This window comes from Flavobacterium sp. ST-158 (assembly GCF_058309975.1).
On sequence record NZ_JBZEEN010000003.1, the window covers coordinates 1 to 20,749 of the forward strand.

Genomic DNA, 20,749 nt, shown 5'->3' on the forward strand with positions numbered 1-20,749 from the left:
CTATTGAAGAATTTAACAATCAAATTAATTACAAAAATGTAGCTTAACTTTTTCTCCAGTTTTTGTTTGCATATCCACAACCATTGAAGAAGCTAAATTAGCAGTCTTTGAATATATAGAAGTATGGTATAATAGAAAACGTTTGCATTCTTCTTTGGGATATAAAACACCTAAAGAAATGGAACTAGAATTTTATAAAATTAAAAGTGTAGCATAGGTCTTAAAAAAAATGTCCGACTTTTTGTTGCAAGTCCAATAGCTTAAAGAGTTCGACTGTCGAACACTTTTTTTAATAAAATCAAAATACCAACATCAAGTTCTTTTTACAAAATCCCCAAAATGTTATTTTTCTAATGTTATGGCTTTACCTTTAATTTCAAATCTTTCATTTAAAATGTCTTTAGTATTATCAGGCAGTTTTCCTCCTACAGATACTGTAAACCATCCAGGCTCTATTACGCGTTGTTTTTTAGTGTTAATTAAAGAAAGTTGCCTTGGTTTAATGGTAAAACGAACCGTTTTTGTTTCTCCTTTTTTCAAATGTAAACGTTCAAAACCTTCTAATTGCCAAATAGGACGTGGAGTGGAAGCTTTCTCGTCTTTTAAATACAATTCTGATACTTCGTCGCCATCACGTTCTCCAATATTGGTTACATCAACTGATATTTCAAAATCTTTTTCAGGATTCACATTCTGAGGAAGTTGTAGGTTGCTGTATTGAAATTGCGTATAACTCAAACCAAAACCAAATGGATATAAAGGTTTCTTTTCGAAATAACGATAGGTACGACCTGTCATATTATAATTTTCAAAGTCCGGTAGTTGGTCTACAGATTTGTAATACGTTACTGGTAGTCGTCCTGCCGGATTGTAGTCACCAAAAAGGACATCGGCAATAGCATTTCCACCTTGTTGGCCAGGATAGCCTGCTGTAAGGATGGCAGGAACGTGGTCATTGGCCCAATTGATGGAAAGCGCGCTTCCGTTGATTAAAACTAGAACGACTGGTTTTCCTGTTGCTACCATGGCTTTCATTAATTCCTCTTGATTGGATGGTAAGTCAAGACTGGTGCGGTCTCCACCATCAAAACCATCAGCTTCTACTTTCATTTCTTCGCCTTCTAGGCGCTCATTTAATCCCAATACAAGAACTACAGCATCCGCCTGATTAGCCACCTGAACAGCTTGCTGTAATACATTTTCTTGGGGTTCAGCCCATAAAAGTTGAGCTATGGCATCGCCATAGAAGTTTTGGTATTTTACCTCTATTTTGTATTTTTTTCCTGCTTGTAATTCAATTTTTTGTGAACGAATACGTGGGCTATGATTGTTTTTCCCGCCCGTATTTTTTCCACCTTCAATTTCAACAGTCATAAAGGGTTTTGACCATTCCGAAATGGAGTAGGTTCCGGTTTTAGGCGCAATAAGATAGCCCGTCCATTTTACACTGTAATTCCCCATTTTAAGACGGGAATCGGGAGTGTTTACATCCCAGTGAAAATCAATTTTGTCATCAGACCTAGTGAATAAAGGTTTGCCGCTCCATTCTAAATTATCATAGTATTCGGCTATTAAACCTTGCGTGCCGTCTTCTTTCTGAAAACAAATGGATGGAATAACCTGCATTGCTGGAATTCCTTTGGCTAAATCAGTTCCCTGCGCATATAGAACTTTTGTGGCAGGTTCTAGTTTGTTTTGAATTCCTTTAAGTACAGTAACAGGATTACTTGGGATACCACTGTAATTTCCCCATAAAGATTGTGCATCATTGGCATTTGGGCCAATCACCGCGATTGTTTTTAATTTTTTGCTTAGAGGTAAACTGTGATTTTGATTTTTTAATAAAACAATACTTTTTTGCGAAGCCACTCTTGCTAAATAGTCATGCTCTGGACTATTGTTTTCCGAAAAAGGGATGTTCGCATAAGGAACGATTTCATCCGGGTCAAACATACCCAGTTTGAAACGAGCTGTATAAAGTCGTTTTACAGCAATATCAATATCCTTTTCGGTGATTAAATCTCGGTTAACGGCCTCTTTTAAGTCTTTGAAACTGCTTCCGCATTCCAGATCTAATCCTGTTTTTACCGCTAAAGCAGATGCCGAGGCAGCATCATTGGTAATTTTATGATATTTCCAGATATCAGTAACAGCACCGCAATCGGAAACGATATAGCCATTGAATCCCCATTGTTTTCTAAGGATATCAAATAGAAAAGGACTGGCACTGGCCGATTCTCCTCTAAAACGGTTATAGGCTCCCATTATTGAATAAACTTTGCCTTCTTTGACTAATGTTCTGAAAGCTGGAAGATAGGTTTCGTATAGGTCTACATCGCTTACGTGAGCATTAAAGAAGTGACGGGAAGGTTCCGGTCCTGAGTGGACGGCATAATGTTTGGCTGTAGCAACTACTTTGAGGTACTTGTCATTTTTTCCCTGTAATCCGTTAACATAGTTAAGCCCCAATTGTCCGGTTAGATAAGGATCTTCTCCATAAGTTTCGTGTCCGCGTCCCCAGCGAGGATCTCTAAAAATATTGATGTTAGGCGACCAGAAGGTCAATCCCTGATACATACCATGCTGTCCTTTTCTTAGATATTCGTGGTGTTTAGCACGTGCTTCATCCGAAATAGCATTAGCCACATCAAAGATTAATTGACGATCCCAAGAGGAGGCAATTGAAATAGATTGGGGAAAAACAGTGGCATAACCCGCACGAGCAACTCCGTGCAGAGATTCATTCCACCAATTGTATTCTGGAATATCCAAACGTTTTATTGCAGGAGAATGATCCATCAGTTGTGAAATTTTTTCATCCAGAGTCATTCTAGAAACTAGATCATTCACTCTTTGTACAGTGGGTAAATCAGGGTTTTTGAATGGCAATTTTTCTTGTGCAAAAGTGCTAACGGTTACAAATTGTAACACAAACACTAAAGAGCGTATTTTTCTCATTGTTTTTGGAAGTTAATTATTCGTAATTTATAATTTTTTTATTGATTTCATTTTAAGGTGATTAAACAGTTGTCAGTAACGGTTTTCGTCTTGTCAAAAATAATTGGTTTATTTTCCTTTCATTGGGCTAAATTGCTATTTCAGGGAGCATATAAAACTTACTTATAAGATTTTTTATTTCAGATGCTATTGTTAGTGGGGGCATAATGCTATTTTAGAGGGGGTATTTGATTAGACTGATACCCAATTTTAGGTTCGGAAAAGAATTTTGATATTTTTGTATGTATTATGAATAATCTAATGGGTGTAGTTTTGAGAAGAGGAGTATTTGTTGCTATTTTTTGTTTATTTTTAGAGAGCTGCTTGGCACAACCTTTTGGAGTTCTAAGACATTTTTCACATGATGTAAAGTTGAGTCAGTCTCATATTCTCGAAATTCAACAGGATGAAAAAGGATTTATCTGGCTGGGAACTTATAATGGTTTAATTCGCTATGATGGTACCACTTTTCAAAATTTTGAAGTATTAAGGAGGGGAAATTTAAATCTGTCTTCTAATAGAGTTTCCAGTTTTCATTTTGATAAAAGTGGACGGATTTGGATTAAGTCTGAGCAAAATGAAGTCTATTATTTTGATAAAAATACACAGAGTTATCATTATCCCGTAGAAATAAAAAATACGGCCTTAGAATCCACTTTTTTTAAAGATTTTAAATTAATGCCCTCGGGTAGGGTGTGGTTGTATCCTGAAAATAAAAATCAGTTAGTTGTTTTAGAAAATAATAAAGAGATAAAGCGGATAAATTTTGATTTCTCGAAACTTAGAGGGAGTAAAATTCAGGAAATATTTGAAGATTCTAAAGGGACCACTTGGTTTTTGACCAATTTTGGTATTTGCAGGTTACAGAAAAATGCCGTCCAGCCGGAATACTTATTTTTTAATATGACGCGCCCTTCTGGAAAATCCTATTCTTTTAAAACTGTTACTGAAATTAATGATGAACTGTGGTTTGGCGGAACTAACGGGAAATTGACTCGATATTCTAAGAAATCTTCAGCTTTTTTTGATGTACCTCTTGAAATTCATTCTGATATTGAAAAGATTAAGTATATCTCCGGCGGTAAGATTCTTATTGTGAGTCAGTCAGATGGCTTTGCTTATTATGATTTGAAATCAGCTAAACTTAAAATTTATAATAATAAGACTTTGTCAGGATTTCCTGCAGGAGCAATAAAGTATATGGGGTTATCTCATGGGAGACAGTTTTGGTTTGAAGCTTCAAGTCCGGGAATTTATCAGTTTGATTTAATGACTGGAAAGTTAAAACACATGCAGGTTGATTTTAGTGATCCTACGGCAGTGAATATTATAAGAAAGACGTTTTTCCTAACCGCTAGAGATGGAACGGTATGGATTCAACCTAAAGACGGCTCATTAGGATATTGGGACGAACGTCAAAATAAGTTGTTTTCTATTTCGCATTGTATGAAGCAATCGATAGAAGAGGTTTCTGATGTGATGCATGCCGCTGCATTTGATCAATTAGGGAATCTATGGTTTTGCTCTTATAGAAAGGGATTAGATATAATGATTTTTAAGAATAAAAAATTTAAAGTCTTAACTCTCGAATCTTCAAAGGATCTACAAAAAAATAATGTGAGGAGTTTGATGCAGGAACGCAATGGAACTCTTTGGGTAGCCTGCAGGAATCAAAAAATAACATTATTTGACAAGAACAAAAAAATGATTGGATTTTTGGGAGCCGACGGGACTTTATCATCTAGTAGCCCTGGTTGGGGAGCTGATATTTACCATACTTATCAGGATAAAAAGGGAAGAATATGGGTAGGTACCAGAGGCAATGGATTGTTTTGTTTGATTCCAAGTCAAACTCCTTATAAATATAAGGTACTTCATTATAAGTATATTGAATCGAATAAATATAGCATAAGTGCAAATGATATTTATAGAATATATCAGACTGCTTCAGGACATATTTATCTGGCAACCTGGGGAGGTGGTTTAAATCTTATTAAGGAAACAAATTCAGGAATCCGTTTTATTAATTATAGAAATGAATGGAAAAAATATCCAATAAAATCGGCTGATAGGGTACGTTCGATTGTTGAAAACAGACAGCACCAATTATTTTTTATTTCTTCTTATAAGCTTTTTTCCCTTTCAGAAAAAAATGCCATTGCTAATAAAGTTCAATTCAAAGAGTATCCTGAGGTTTCTGGTAATGATATTTTGGATATCATGGTAACATCTCAAAATAAACTGGCTTTAGCCACTAATGGAAAAGGGATACAATTAGCCAATATGGATGATAAAGGTGATTTAGAATTACAAACTTTTGGAGAAGAGTATATAGGTTTTCCTATGGATGAAGTGGTTGCTATACAGGAGGACAAGGCTGGTAGAATTTGGCTTATGGGTGACAATCAGTTGGTACGCTTTGATACCAAAATGAAAACGGCCGAAACTTTCCCAGAATTGAAGTCTCTTCTCGGAAATGAAATTTTTTCAGAAGCTACAAAATGTCGTCTTTCTAACGGAGAAATAGTTGTTGGTTTTTCTAACGGTGCTGTTTGTTTTAATCCTGAAAAACTTAAGCCATTAGCGTTTAAGCCCTATTTAGCAATTACTGGATTTGCAGTAAATAATAAAGAATTAGCTGAGATTAACCACGAAATACCAGCCAATCCTGATTTACTTAAAGAAGTAACGCTAGAGCATGACCAGAATTTTATACGCGTTCAGTTTTCGGCACTCGATTATATAAAAAATGAAAATATTGTGTATCGATACATGCTGGAAGGAGTTGATAAACAATGGAATTATATAAAAGGAAATCAGCCAATTAACTATACTAATCTAGGTCGTGGAGAGTATAAACTGCTAATTTCTTCTACTAATGGTCATAATTTATGGGTCAATAATAATCGGGAGATTACAATAATTATTCGACCTTCAATCTGGTGGTCTAACTTAGCTTTAATTTTGTATTTCTTTTTAGGAATAGGCTTGTTTGTACTTATTAAACGAACTATTTCGACTATTCTAAAATTGCGAAATGATGTCCAAATTGAAAAACAGGTATCGGAATTAAAGTTAAAGTTCTTTACCGATATTTCGCATGAAATTAGAACTCCTCTTACTATGATTACGGCTCCGATTGAAAAAATGCTTGCCGATAGAGAAGTTCCGGAATCGGTTAAGAAACAATTGGAATTGGTAGAAAGAAGTACTAATCGATTGCTGAATCTGGTGAATCAGATATTAGATTTGAGAAGAATCCAAAATCGAAAATTAGAAGTAAAAGCAATTGATTTGGGACAGTTTGCTGCTAAAGTATGTGATAATTTTAGAGAAATAAGTGTACAGAGAAAAATTCGTTTAAAATTAAAAGTGCTTGCGCAACATCCTTTTATTTGGGCAGATTCTGATAGTCTGGATAAGATTATGGTAAATTTAATTTCAAATGCTTTTAAATATTGTCGTAATGGAGATTCGATTGAAGTTGTAATCGATGAAACCGATAATCAACTAGTGCTAAAAATTCGGGATACAGGTCCGGGAATAAGCCCAGTAATACAAAAAAGATTATTTGTTCGTTTTTCTAATTACAATGAAAACCCTAATAATCCCAGTACAGGAATCGGACTTTCCATTGTTAAGGATTTGGCAGAAAAGCATCATGCGACCATTACAGTTGATAGTGTTTTAGGTAAAGGAAGTTGTTTTCAGCTTACTTTTTTAAGAGGATATGGGCATTTTGGTGATGAGGTTGATATTGTTTTTGAAGAAGAAACAGTCGAAAGTGAAATGGATAATCAATTAGAGGAAGCTATTGTTACAATTAATGAAGTAGAACACCGAAAAGACAAATTTGTAGGTCTCATAGTAGAGGATGATCCTGAATTGCGAGGTTTTATTGTATCCATGCTAGAGGAAGATTATACGATTCATATAGCCGAAAACGGTATTGAAGGCCATTTGAAAGCGGCTCGATTGTGTCCTGATTTTATTATTAGTGATGTGATGATGCCACAAATGGATGGGATTGAGATGCTCCGACTGATTCGAAATAATTTAGCTACTAGTCATATTCCTGTTATTTTACTAAGTGCAAAAACAGCTATAGAAACAAAATTGGAAGGATTAGAATATGGAGCTGATGAATATTTAGAAAAACCTTTTAATGTAAGTTATTTGAAAGCTCGTATTAAAAATGTGCTGGATCAGCGCAAAAGATTACAGCTTTTGTATTCAAGTGGGAATTTGGTTGAAATTTCTAATGAAGAACCTCTACAAATTTCAAATCAGGATCATAAGTTTATGTTTGAGGTAATTAAATTGGTAAAAGAAAATATTTCAAAAACTGATTTTTCAGTTGAAGAATTAGGAAAGTTGATGCGAATGTCGCGAGCTAGTTTTTTTAACAAACTGAAGGATTTGACGGGAGTTTCTCCTGTAGTTTTTATTCGGGATATTCGATTAAACGAAGCTGCAGAAATGTTAAAAAAAGATGATTTACTGATCAAAGAGATTTGTTTTGAAGTAGGTTTCACGGATTTGAAATATTTTGGTAAATGCTTTAAATCTAAATTCAATTATACCCCGGCTGAATATCGTCGTCTTTATAAATAAATAGTTTTAGTTAGTATTTTTTTGAGGTCCATAAACAATGTAATAATTGTTTGTGGACTTTTTTTATAGCCTAACTTATTTGCTATTTTTTAACTAATAAGTGACTAAATAGTCTTATTGGTTACTCTGTAGATTTGTTATCTGTTGTTTAGAGACGTATTTTTTTCGTTATTCGTTTTTAAACCGGTTTATTTTTAAGTTTTTATTGTTAATTGATTGTTTTTTTAAGTTTTTGGTTGATTTTCTTTTGAACTTATTTGTAAGAAATACATGCTGAATGTACAGTTTTTAGATAAATACCCCTTGTTATTTATCAATTTGACTCCCCTTTTTTTTAGTTTTTGGGATTTGTAAATCCTCTTAGTGAAACGACCCGTATCGAAAAGCAATTTTTCTACCTGATTCGGATATACTCTCTTTAGTTTTACATCGAACCAAAAAGTCTTTCGGGACAGTTTTTTAACTAATCATTAATAAATAATTAAACTTATGGAACAAACAAACACTTGCATACTGCTGCTGTTTCTGCTCGGGATGTTATTAGTGTCTTACATCAAAAATCGCATACTGACACCCAAATTATCTCTGATAAAAAATGGACAGTTAAACACTTTAGAAACTTTCAATTTTAAATTGTATTATGATGAAAAAGATACTAAATAAGATTTTGGGATACGGGGTACTTCTTATGTGTATTGCCGCTTGCAATAATGACGAAGTGAAATACAATACTTCAGTAGTCAGGAATTTTGAAATTCAGATAAATGATGAGCCTTATGTCCTAAATACAGGTATTTCAACAAAATTTATTTTTATTTATAAAAATGATGGCGATTTTTTCGCAAATTACAGTTCGCATTATCGATTTGCGCTTGAGAATGGAGGATATAAATTTGTAGCTACTGATCTTCCAGAGCAAATGATCCCTTCACCAGTGAACTTAAACGATTTGATTATTCCGCAAGCTATTCATGCAGATCAAAAAGTAAATATTTCGGCAGCTATACCTTATAAGTCTCCATTTACGGACAAACTTACTATGAACATTTTGACCAGAACAGGTACTTTACGATTAAAATCGAAAGACGTCACTGCTGATCCAAGCTATACTAATATTAGAACAATAGTAGAGGTAAAACGTAGTGGTTACAAAGTAGCTGATACAACTTATGTTCAGGAAAACATGGAGGTTTCTAGAATTAAAAAAACGACTACTGGAGGAATCAACTACACCGATGATTTTATTGTTTTCCAAACGGATGATGCTGCTAATAATGTGAGTATCCGGATTGAGTTTTTGGCGGATGATTTAACAGTAGTTAAAACCAAAGAAATTTCAGGTTCCTTTCCCATTTTAGCTAAAGGAGTGACTCAAATTAATTTTAATCTGAATGATGTAGATACACCAGTTATAGAGGATTATGTGGTTACTGTTAACGGGGAAGCTTATACAGGAAAAAATATCAATCAGAAATAATAAACAGACTTAAAAATAACTTTAAATAAAATATTGTAGTTATGACGATAAAAAAACATATCGTGAGCGTTTTAGTTGTTTTGCTTTTTGCATTTAATAGTTATGCTCAGGAAAAAGTAACTGTAACAGGAGTTGTAAGAGACAAAACAGGATCGATACCTTCTGCCACAGTTATTGTAGTAAATCAAAATACCAATACAACTACTGATATAGATGGAAAATTTACGGTAAAGGTAAATGATCCAAAAACTGCAGTTTTGTTAGTTAGATTCATAGGGATGAATGATGTTACAGTTCCTTTGAAAGGACGTACTTCAGGAATAGATATTCAATTGAAAGAATCTACCAGCGAATTAAATGAAATAGTTGTAATTGGTTATGGAACACAAAAACGAGGGAATCTTACTGGAGCTATTTCTAGTATTAAGGGTTCTGAATTGGCTAAAATACCAACCTCTTCCGTAGCAGAAGCCTTAGTAGGGAAACTGCCAGGAGTTCAGGTAACTTCAGCTGATGGTTCGCCAGGTGCCGAAATAATGATTCGAATTCGTGGTGGTGGTTCGGTTACACAGGACAATTCACCATTAATTTTAGTGGACGGATTTGAGGTAGCCAACTTGAATGATATTCCTCCTACAGACATAGAATCTGTTGAGGTATTGAAAGATGCAGCATCAACGGCTATTTATGGTGCACGTGGAGCTAACGGGGTAGTTTTAGTGACTACAAAAAAACCAAAAGCAGGTAGAATTTCGGTTAATGTAAATAGTTATTTGCAAATGAAAACACTAGCAAATCGTTTGGATGTAATGGATCCTTACGAATTTGTAATGATGCAATACGAATATGAGCGTCAACGTAATTCTAACCCTACGGGATTCTTTAATCGTTATGGTCGTGCTAATGAATTATACATTTATCAGGGTAACAAAGGAATTGACTGGCAGGATGAAATTTTTGGAACTAATCCTGTTGCAAAATATACTGATTTAAGTGTTATTGGAGGAAACGAGAGTACTAAATATAAATTTGCTCTTGTGAATCAGGAACAACCTGGAGTATTAATCGGAAGCGGTTTAAGACAAACCAATTTGAACTTCATGATGACTACTAAGTTATCGGATAAATTTTCTTTTGAATTACAAAGCCGTTTAATTAATCAAACTATTGATGGTTCAGGTACTGAAGGAGTTAGTTTGTTAGATGCTTTACGTCAGGCACCTACATTAGGTTTAGAGGAGTACATGACTTTACCAGAAGACAATACCTATTTTGACCCTGAAGAATATCAGCCTACAGTTCGTTTTAATCCCAAACAAGAAGCAGAGAAAAATTACCGCAAACGTAATACTCGTACATTTAATACTGTTGGAGCACTTACCTGGAATATTATTAATGGTTTGAGTCTTCGTAGTATGTTTGGGTATGAATATAAATACAGTGAAGAAGGTCGTTTTTGGGGAACTGATACAAGAACAGCTAATGATAATAACAATCAGCCGGTAGTATATTATGGAACAAGCCAAAGCCCAAGATGGCAATTAAGTAATGTTTTGAATTATACTTTCAAATGGAAAGACGTTCATGATTTCCAAATGATGTTAGGACAGGAGATGAAAAATCAGGAAAGCTTTGGTAAGAATTATCGAAGCCGATATTTTCCAGAAGACATTACAGGAGCTAAAGCTTTAAATAATTTAGCATTAGGAACTCCATTTGAAAATGGTTCTTCAGCAGGATCTCCAAATCGTATATCTTCACTTTTTGGTCGTGTAAATTATAGTTTTAATGATAAATATATTGCTATGTTAGCTGCACGTGCTGATGGGTCAACTAAGTTTGGTCCGGGTAATCGTTGGGGGTTATTCCCGGCAGCAGCTTTAGCTTGGAGAATGTCTAACGAGGATTTCCTGAAGGATAGCAATGTAATCTCAAACTTAAAAGTACGCTTAAGTTACGGTGTTTCTGGTAATGACAGAATTAATGGTGATTTATACGCAAAGTATTATGGTGTATCTCGTAATCGTTCTGTAGGTTGGGGTGAAGAGAATCATTACTACTATAATTTTTATAATACCAATTTCTTAAATAATCCTGATGTAAAATGGGAAACTACCTATACGAGAAACTTAGGTTTTGATTTTGGATTTTTTAAAGAACGTATTACAGGTAATATTGAAATTTATAAAAATACAGTAAAAGATTTGTTAGTGCCTTCTGATATCCCGGGAACTGCAGGATTTACAAAAATCATGAAAAACGTAGGTCAAACATCTAATAAAGGTATTGAGTTTGCTGTAAATGCAAACGTAATTCAGAAGAAAGATTTTCAGTTAGATGTGAATTTCAATATTGGATTTAACAAAAATAAAATTGACAAACTGGCTAGTGGAGAAGAAGAATGGATTTTAAGTTCAGGATGGGCCGGAACGCAATTGCTAAATGATGATGATTACCGTGCTTATGTAGGTGGACAAAAAGGCTTAATCTATGGTTTTGTCAATGATGGTTTCTATACTATGGATGATTTTGAATCTTTTGATCCGCTTACCAGATCATGGAAATTAAAAGAAGGAGTAGTTAATTCTAAAAATCTTTCAGGAGATCCAAGACCTGGAAATGCAAAATTCAAAAAATTAACTCCTATTGATTTAACAGACCCTAATACTTTCGTAATTGGTGATCAGGACAGAAAGGTTATTGGAAATACAAATCCAAAATATTCAGGTGGTTTTGGGTTAAATGCCACTTGGAAAAACTTCGACTTTTCAACTTTTTTCAATTTCATAGTTGGTTTTGATGTTTATAATGCTAATAAAATCATGATGACTTCCTGGTATCAAAACAACCAAAATAATTTAGGAATGGAAGTGGGATTGGACAAACGTTGGAGAAATTTTGATGATATGGGGAATGAAATTCGTTACCAGCCGGAGATTTTGGCTAAGTTCAATGAAAATGCAACCATGTGGAATCCTACTTCAATTGGTCGTCCTATTGCGATGTCTTATGCTATTGAAAAAGGTACTTTCTTACGATTAAATACCCTTACAATTGGTTATACAATTCCTCAAAATTGGACAAAAAAAATTGGAATTAACAGAGCTCGTTTTTACGCAACAGGTTCAAATTTATTTGTTTGGACTAATTATTCAGGGTATGATCCGGAAGTTAATTTAGAAACCGGTTTAACACCTAATATCGATTATAACGCCTATCCAAGATCTAGAAATTACACTTTTGGAGCGCAGTTATCATTTTAATGAAATTAAATTATAAAAAAGATGAACAAACAGATATTATATAGTCTTCTTTTAAGTTTTGCAATGTTTTTTACATCTTGTGAAAACTATTTAGAAGTACAACCAGATACAGGTTTTTCGACAGCAGAAGTTTTTAAATCAGAGAAAGATATACAGTCTGCTGTAGCTGGGGTTTACACACTAATGCTTACTGATGATGCTTACTCAAGCCGTCTTGCTTTTGTGTTTAACATGAATACTGATGTTGAAATGTCAGGGGTATCTACAAACACCGTTAATGTCAATGGTTCTGATCTGGCTTGTTATGAACCAAAACCATATTGGACAACATTAAATTCTACATGGAATGCCATGTACAGAATTATTAACCTGTCAAATGATGTAATTGAAGGTATTGAGCAATCCGATCTTTATAAGTCGGCCAGTAAAGATACACCTTCTGCCGTGACGCAACTTTATGGAGAAGTAAAAACGCTTCGTGCCATGGTGTATTTAGATATGATCCGTATTTGGGGGGATGTTGTATTTAGAACGAAATCGTCTACAGGAAATGAAAACTTTTATGTAGGAGTAACAGATAGAAATGAAATTCTAGAGTTTTTAATAGAAGATTTAAAATCAGTAGAGCCATTGATGCAATATGCTAATCAATTAGATTATGGTGTAGAAAGAGCTTCCAGAAGTTTTAATCAAGGACTAATTGGATTACTGGCGCTTACACGTGGTGGATGGACTTTACGTCCTGATGAAAATAATCCTGCAAGTATTGGTCAGATGGTACGAGGTGATAATTACGAAATGTATTATGATACTGCAATTGAGTATTTAGGAAAAGTAATCCAGGATCAGCATCATGATTTAAAGTTAAGTTTCCGTGATTTTTGGGTGAAACAAAATAATTGGGAAACACCAGTTGATGATGATGTAATGTTTTCATTGCCGTTATTGAAAAACTCTGCAGGTCAATATGCTTATTATTTGGGTATTCCTATTACGGAGGGAAATCATCCATATGGGGGGGCTTCTGGAAATTTAAGTTTGTGTGGAACCTATTTATACTCGTTTGACAAACAGGATGTAAGACGTGATATGACTTGTGCTCCATATTCTTACAACGAGAATCTAAATCAAGTAATTCGTTTGGATTTGGCTCGTTTGGCTGTTGCTAAATGGTCAAAGTTGTATATGAATGATCCTCTTGGAAGTACTAGTAGTAGTGGTACAGGTGTCAATTTTCCATGGATGCGTTTTGCTGATGTTTTATTGATGTATGCAGAAGCAGTAAATGAGCGTTTTGGACCTCGTAATGATGCACAGGAATGTTTGAAACGTGTAAGAAGAAGAGCATTTGCAGAAGCTAATTGGGGAGAAAAAGTAGAAAATTATGTGAATTCCAAAACTACTAAAGAAAGTTTCTTTCAGGCTATTATGGACGAACGCGCCTGGGAGTTTGGAGGGGAGAGCAAACGTAAATTTGATTTGGCTCGCTGGAATAAATTTGGTGAAGTAATTTACAATCAATACCACAAATTAATTAATTGGGGCAAAGTGGCCAATGGTGCTTATGTTCCGGGAATTGATCAGGTTCCGGGAAGTGTTTACTGGAAAGACATAACCGATCCAAACAATGCCTCAAGAACCATTTTAGATATTCAGGGCATTGATGAAATTGTTCAAGCCAAGCCTGCTGGATATACGGAGCAACCTTTTGCTGTGAACTGGTATTCATTAAATAGTGAAACAGCTACTTATGAACCAAGAAATGATATTAAATGGAGTTTTAGAGGTTTTATAAACTTTAATAATGCTTCGAGTGTTTCTCCAAGCGAACCTCTTCGTTATTTGTGTCCGTATCCATCAAAGGTAATTACGGATCACCGTGGTGCCATTAAGAATTATTATGGTTTTAACTATTAAATCCAATTGATTATGAAAAGTTCAAAAATAGTAACTAAAATTTTATCCTTCATTAGCTTATTGCTAATGGGGGTAATGTTAAAGTCCTGCCAGGCAGATAATTTTATCTACAACAGGCAAGACGATTTATTTCAACCAAAATTTGTATTAGCAGCTCCATTGGTTGAGAGTAACTCCATTGCTTTAGTTTGGTATAAAGTAAATGATGCTGATTCTTATACAGTTGAATTACATACCGATAATTATTATAAGAGTCTGTATAAATCATTTACTGTCACTGATACACAAATTTTTATGGATGATATTCCATACAAAACGCAGTTTTATATTCGTCTGAGAGCCAATCATGCCGATGCGTCGCATAACTCACAATGGGCTTACACCAGCGCTTTAACTGAAGAGCGTCCACCTTATGCTGAGATTTTGAATAAAGTGGAGAAAATAAATATTGATGAAAATTCAGTAAAAGTGAGCTGGATGATAGATGCTCAAAATCCAGTAGACAGTATATCTGTAGAACCTGCCTTGAATAAGGATGTGCCTGCATTAGGTCGTTATCTGACAGCTGAAGAAATTTTAAGTGGAGAAGCTACTTTAACTGGTTTGGAAAAAAACACCTTATATAATTTGAATGTCTTTGACAACAACAAGTCAAGACGTTATGATAAACCATACAATCAGGTAACTTTCCGTACTGCAGGTCCTTCTGCTGAAACAATTTTGGTTACTAATGGGATGGATTTGGATGCTTTGCTAAGAGAGAATAATGAAAATCCAGATATTCCGGAAGGAACAGAATATTTCTTAGAACCGGGTTCCTTATTCAAGATTACACCATTTACAATTGTTAAAGGATTTAAGTTGACTGGGGGGACTCAGGGTGAACGTCCACAAATTGAAATGAATGGAAACTGGAATATTGCCGAAGGGTCCTATATTTCATCTTTATCATTTGAAAACATTCGTTTCTATCAAACGATCGACGCCAGTTATTTCTTTAATAGTGGAAATTCATGGACAGTAGGTGAGATTTCTATCTACAATTGTGTTTTCAATTATTTCAAAAGAGGTTTCTGGAGACATCAGGGTAGTGGAAAATACAAGGAAATTGGAAGTTTTGATATGAGCTATTCTACATTAGACGAAGTGGGAGGTCATACGGGGCCTTACGGTACTTTTGTTTGTGGTTCTGGTGGTGCTGATAATATTAAAAGTGCTGTATTCTCTAACTGTACATTCATGAGAGATCATTATGGAACAACTGATGCAACTCGTAATTTTAAACATTTATTTGATTATGGTTCTTCAGCTTACCCAATTCATTTGGAATATCAAAACATAACAGTTTATGACTATGCTTATAACCGATCATTAATCAATATTCCTGCCGCGGTAGGTTCTACATTAATATTCAAGAATGTGTTGTTAGCTTCTGCAAGTGGTAAAGTAATTCAGTCTATTGCTGCCAATACGACTACTACATTCGGGAATAATTATACCACAACTGATTATTTACTTGGGGCTTCGGCAATTCAGGGAACTGAGTTAGGTATTAGTGCACAGGATTTATTTGTGAATCCTACACAAGGAAATCTAATGATTAAGGATTCTAATTCTCCAATTGTTACAAACAGAGTAGGAGATACCAGATGGCTGCCTTAAAAATTTACTATTAACAATTTCTAAATAAAATAGGTTTAAAAAGGAGTATCCGTAATGGATACTTCTTTATACCTATTTGATTAAAAAACTTTTAAAATGAGATTAAGACACTTACTACTGTCATTAAGTTTGACAGTTTGTGCGCTAGAGACAAATGCTCAGGTATGGAATGCCGATTTAGGCAATGGGAAGTACAAGAATCCAATTATCCATGTTGATTATTCAGATCCGGATGTATGCGCAGGCGAGGATGGCTATTATATGACTGCTTCGAGTTTTAATAGCTCTCCTGGGCTGCCTATTCTTCATTCAAAGGATTTGGTCAATTGGAAATTAATTGGGTATGCTTTACAAGAACAGGTTCCTGCTGAGCATTATCGAACCGTTCGTCATGGCGATGGGGTTTGGGCTCCATCTATTAGATACCATAACGGAGAGTATTATATTTATTGGGGTGATCCGGATTTTGGAATTTATATGGTGAAAACCAAAAATCCCGCAGGTATTTGGGATGAGCCGGTATTGGTAAAAGAAGCCAAAGGTATTATTGATACCTGTCCGTTTTGGGATGAAGGGGGTAAAGCGTATTTGTCTTATGCATTTGCCGGTAGTAGAGCCAATGTGAAAACCGTTTTGATGTTGTCTGAAATGGCTGCAGATGGAACTAAATTAATTGGAAATCCGGCTTTGGTTTTTGATGGTCATGATGGTCATACAACTGCAGAAGGAACTAAAATGTATAAAAAAGAAGGTTATTATTGGATTTGGTCTCCTGCAGGTGGGGTAAAACCGGGTTGGCAATTAGCTATGCGTTCCAAGAATATTTGGGGACCTTATGAAGCGAAAATTGTTTTAAATCAAGGGAATTCAGCCGTAAATGGACCGCATCAAGGAGCCTATGTTGAAACGCCAAACGGTGAAGGATGGTTTTTACATTTTCAGGATCGTTGGGCTTATGGACGAATTGTACATATGCAGCCTGTTACTTGGAAAAATGCCTGGCCAATAATTGGTGTGGATACCAATAATGATGGTATAGGTGAGCCAGTTGAAGAATGGAAAAAACCTAATGTAGGGCGTAATTATCCTATAACTCCTTTAGAATCTTCAGACCAGTTCAATTCGCATCAGTATGGTTTACAATGGCAGTGGCAAGCTAATCAAAATCCTAGTGAACAATGGGGATGGTCTTCTGCTAATTTAGGTTTTTTAAGACTGAACTGTATTCCACGTCCTGAAGAAATGAAAACCATGTGGATGATGCCGAATTTGTTTTTACAAAAATTTCCGGCGGATAATTTTACGGCTACAACCAAAGTAACTTTTGAGAATAATCCAGATGCCAAAAAATGCAGTACGGGACTTATCATATTTGGTGAAGATTATGCTTATATCGCCATTGAACAAGACAATGAAGGAAAGCTCAAATTAGTACAACGTTCGATGAAAAATGCCCGTACTTCTAAAGAAACCGAAATTGAATTAGCCTCACTGCCTATTCAACAAAAAGAAGTCTTTTTTAGAACAAAAGTAGAAATGATTCAGGACAAAGACCCTTTTGATGCTAAGGTTACGTTCTATTACAGCTTGGATGGTAAAAAATTTAATGTACTTGGAAAATCTTTTAAGCCGGCTGCTGGTCGTTGGGTTGGGGCTAAAATAGGTCTTTTTGCAACTGGAACCAAGACTGTAAATGATAGTAGCTATGCTAATTATGATTGGTTTAAGGTTGAAAGTAATGATGAAGTAAAAAAGTCATCAATGTCTATTAGTATGCAGGAATAGTAAAATAACGGATAGTTTTCAAATCTGATGATCCATTGAGTAACCTATTTTTTTAAAATGAGAAGAAAAATTAAATATACCATTTTCACCCTTTTGACTTGTCAGGTTGTTTTGTTTGGACAATTAAATCCTAAAAGCAGTCTGGACAAAGTAAAACCCATTGTCTGGGCCCAGAAAATGGCGGATTCTGATCAAAAAAGAGTACCCAATCCGGTATATCTCGATGGTGCCAAAGCAGCAAGATGGAATTATACAAATGGTTTGGTATGTTTGGCAAACCAAAAGTTATTTGATTATACCGAAGATAAAAAATATTGGGATTATGCATTTGAATATGCAAATCAATTAATTGATGATAAAGGGCAAATTTTGGGAGGATTTGCTGTTGACAAATACAATTTGGATCTGGTTAATTCGGGGAAAATTCTTTTTGATATTTATAAAAAAACGGGAGATAAACGATATAAAACGGCTATGGATTCACTTCATAAGCAGTTGGAACATCATCCTAGAAATTCTGATGGAGGTTATTGGCATAAAAAATCATATCCCTGGCAAATGTGGCTGGATGGGGTTTATATGGCAGATCCGTTTTCTGCGCAATACGGTGCTGAATTTAAAGTAGTCAAGGCTATTGATGATGCCATTTTACAAGTGGAATTAATCCAAAAACACATGTTTGATCCTAAAACAGGTTTGAATTTCCATGGTTATGATGAAAAACGCCAGCAATTTTGGGCCAATAAAACAACCGGAACTTCTTCTCATGTTTGGGGACGTGCTCAGGGCTGGTACTCTATGGCCTTGGTTGATATTTTAGATTTTGTACCCGAGAATCATCCTAAAAGAAAGGTATTAATACGCACACTTAAAAAAGTTTTCACTGCTGTTTTAAAGGCGCAGGATTCAGAAACTAAGGTTTGGTGGCAAGTGATGGATCAGCCTCGTAAGCAAGGTAATTATTTAGAATCAACCTGTTCAACCATGTTTATTTATTCGTTTGCCAAAGCTTATAACAAAGGATATGTTGGTTTAAAATACCTAAATGCTGCGAGGACTGGTTTTGATGGAGTTTTAAAACAATTTATCAATGAAAATCCGGACGGAACAATTTCAATTACAAAATGCTGTGCCGTTGCCGGATTAGGAGGAAAAAATCCTCAGGATCGTGACGGTTCATTCGAATATTATATCTCAGAACCCATAAGGGAAAATGATGCAAAAGCAGTGGGGCCTTTTATTATGGCAGCCATTGAATTACAAAATACTATAGACAATAATAGATAAAACAATGATGATGAAAATTAAAATATCACTCCTTTTTTGGGCAGTAATGTTAGTCATTACAGGCAGTCAGGTGAGTCTTATGGCGCAAAATTCCAGCAAATCAAAAGTTAGCGTTTCTGAAATGAACAAGCTCCCTTTTGATATGCCTCAGGTGCAAATTCCTGTTTTTAAAAAGGATACTTTAAATGTTATTGATTTTGGCGCGATACCTAATACCAATATTCTTTGTACCAAAGCGATTAATAATGCCATTCAAAAATGTTCGGAATCAGGAGGTGGTGTCGTGATAATTCCTGCTGGTTTATGGACTACAGGTCCTATAAAGATGAAAAGCAATGTGAATTTGCACACTCAAAATGGTTCTTTTATTCAGTTTACCAGTGATTTGAGTCAGTACAAATTGATTGAATCTTATTTTGAAGGAAGTAAAACCCTGCGTTGCGAATCGCCAATAATGGGAATTGATTTAGAAAATATAGCTATTACTGGTCAGGGTATTTTCGACGGAAATGGTTCAGCCTGGCGTCCGGTTAAAATTGGTAAAATGACCTCAGGGCAATGGGAAGAATTGTTAAAATCGGGAGGTGTGCTTGCTAAAAATGGCAAAACCTGGTATCCGTCAGAAGGTGCTTTGATAGGAAATGAAGAACAGGATAAACTTCCAAAAGTACGTACTGTTGTAAATATGGAGATCTATAAACAGGCATTGCGTCCGGTTATGGTAAGCATTGTGAATTGCAAAAAAGTACTGCTTGACGGTGTAACGTTTCAAAATTCTCCTGCTTGGAATGTAAATCCTTTGATGTGCGAACATTTGACTCTTACTAATTTAACCATTCGTAATCCTTGGTATTCACAAAACGGTGACGGTCTGGATATAGAATCCTGTCGTATTGGTAGGGTTACTAATTGTCGTTTTGATGTAGGCGATGATGCTATTTGTATTAAATCAGGTAAAGATAAAGAGGGTAGAGAAAGAGGAAAACCTACTGAATTATTTGTCATTTCTGATTGTGTGGTCTATCATGCACATGGTGGTTTTGTCATAGGTAGCGAAATGTCTGGAGGGGTACGTAATCTGCTGGCCAAAAATCTAACCTTTATTGGTACCGATTGTGGATTGCGATTTAAATCTACCCGTGGTCGTGGAGGTGTCGTAGAAAATATTTGGATGGAAGATATTCGAATGAGTAACATTCCTACCGAAGCCATTCGATTTAATCTGTATTATTTCGGAAAGTCGGCAAAAGAAGACCCAATTACAGGAGAACTATTAGTTGAAAATATGCCAGTAACCGAAGAAACTCCGGTATTCAGAAATATGTTTTTTAAGAATATTTATATCAATGGTGCTAAACAGGCATTGAAAATTATGGGACTTCCTGAAATGCCGGTTCAAAACATCCGATTTAAAAATGTGTTTGCGCTATCAGAAGTGGGAATGCAAATCAATTATGCCAAGCAAATTGAATTTGACAATGTTGATTTAAATCTTGAAAAACAAGATTTCTCGGTTAAAATGGCTAACAGCCAAAATATTCGATTTAACAGTTATAAATCGTCAGGTCAAAAGCAGTTATTTCTTATTGGAGGTAATTTAACCCAATCGATTTCTCTGAATAGTAGGGGTAAAAAACTTGATTTTCAAGAAATTAAAGTTTCTGAGGTAATTAAAAATCAGATTAAAATCATCCAATAGCACAATGCGTGTGTGATTATTTATTTCAAATAAAATAAACTCAAAAAT

The 20,749-nt window shown here is 35.1% G+C and carries 9 protein-coding genes and 1 pseudogene; 9 read left to right on the top strand and 1 reads right to left on the bottom strand.

From position 1 onward, the window contains the following. Positions 1-79: 79 nt before the first annotated feature. Positions 80-217 (top strand): annotated as a pseudogene (locus AC4FRF_RS06025) (IS3 family transposase); the annotation flags it as partial. Positions 218-342: 125 nt separating this feature from the next. Here AC4FRF_RS06025 and AC4FRF_RS06030 read toward each other — a convergent pair. Beyond that, the gene (locus tag AC4FRF_RS06030) at positions 343-2,958 is read right to left on the bottom strand and encodes a beta-glucosidase (protein WP_491158592.1); all 2,616 of its coding nucleotides are present in this window, start codon (positions 2,956-2,958) and stop codon (positions 343-345) included. Positions 2,959-3,246: 288 nt separating this feature from the next. Here AC4FRF_RS06030 and AC4FRF_RS06035 point away from each other — a divergent pair, with 288 nt between their 5' ends. The 8 genes from AC4FRF_RS06035 (at position 3,247) to AC4FRF_RS06070 (ending at position 20,701) form a co-directional block, all read left to right on the top strand. Next, entirely contained in the window at positions 3,247-7,611 is a 4,365-nt protein-coding gene (locus tag AC4FRF_RS06035) for a hybrid sensor histidine kinase/response regulator transcription factor (RefSeq protein ID WP_491158593.1), read from the top strand. 643 nt (positions 7,612-8,254) lie between these two features. Next, on the top strand, positions 8,255-9,088 hold the full coding sequence (locus AC4FRF_RS06040; protein WP_491158594.1) for a hypothetical protein: 834 nt from the start codon (positions 8,255-8,257) through the stop codon (positions 9,086-9,088). A gap of 41 nt (positions 9,089-9,129) precedes the next feature. Further along, positions 9,130-12,351 carry a SusC/RagA family TonB-linked outer membrane protein gene (locus AC4FRF_RS06045; protein ID WP_491158595.1) on the top strand — a complete coding sequence of 1,074 codons (3,222 nt, stop codon included), beginning with the start codon at positions 9,130-9,132 and terminating at the stop codon, positions 12,349-12,351. Positions 12,352-12,372: 21 nt separating this feature from the next. Continuing rightward, positions 12,373-14,268, top strand: a complete 1,896-nt coding sequence (locus AC4FRF_RS06050) for a RagB/SusD family nutrient uptake outer membrane protein (RefSeq protein WP_491158596.1) — start codon at positions 12,373-12,375, stop codon at positions 14,266-14,268. Between the two features lie 12 nt (positions 14,269-14,280). Continuing rightward, a complete protein-coding gene (locus tag AC4FRF_RS06055) occupies positions 14,281-15,930 on the top strand; it encodes a DUF5123 domain-containing protein (protein WP_491158597.1) in 1,650 nt (549 codons plus the stop codon). A gap of 96 nt (positions 15,931-16,026) precedes the next feature. Continuing rightward, positions 16,027-17,715 (top strand): glycoside hydrolase family 43 protein, encoded by a 1,689-nt coding sequence (locus tag AC4FRF_RS06060; protein ID WP_491158598.1) that lies wholly within the window; start codon positions 16,027-16,029, stop codon positions 17,713-17,715. 57 nt (positions 17,716-17,772) lie between these two features. Then, the gene (locus AC4FRF_RS06065; RefSeq protein WP_491158599.1) at positions 17,773-19,002 is read left to right on the top strand and encodes a glycoside hydrolase family 88/105 protein; all 1,230 of its coding nucleotides are present in this window, start codon (positions 17,773-17,775) and stop codon (positions 19,000-19,002) included. A gap of 10 nt (positions 19,003-19,012) precedes the next feature. Beyond that, complete coding sequence (locus tag AC4FRF_RS06070; RefSeq protein WP_491158600.1) at positions 19,013-20,701, top strand: glycoside hydrolase family 28 protein; 1,689 nt, start codon at positions 19,013-19,015, stop codon at positions 20,699-20,701. The last annotated feature ends 48 nt before the right edge of the window (positions 20,702-20,749 follow it).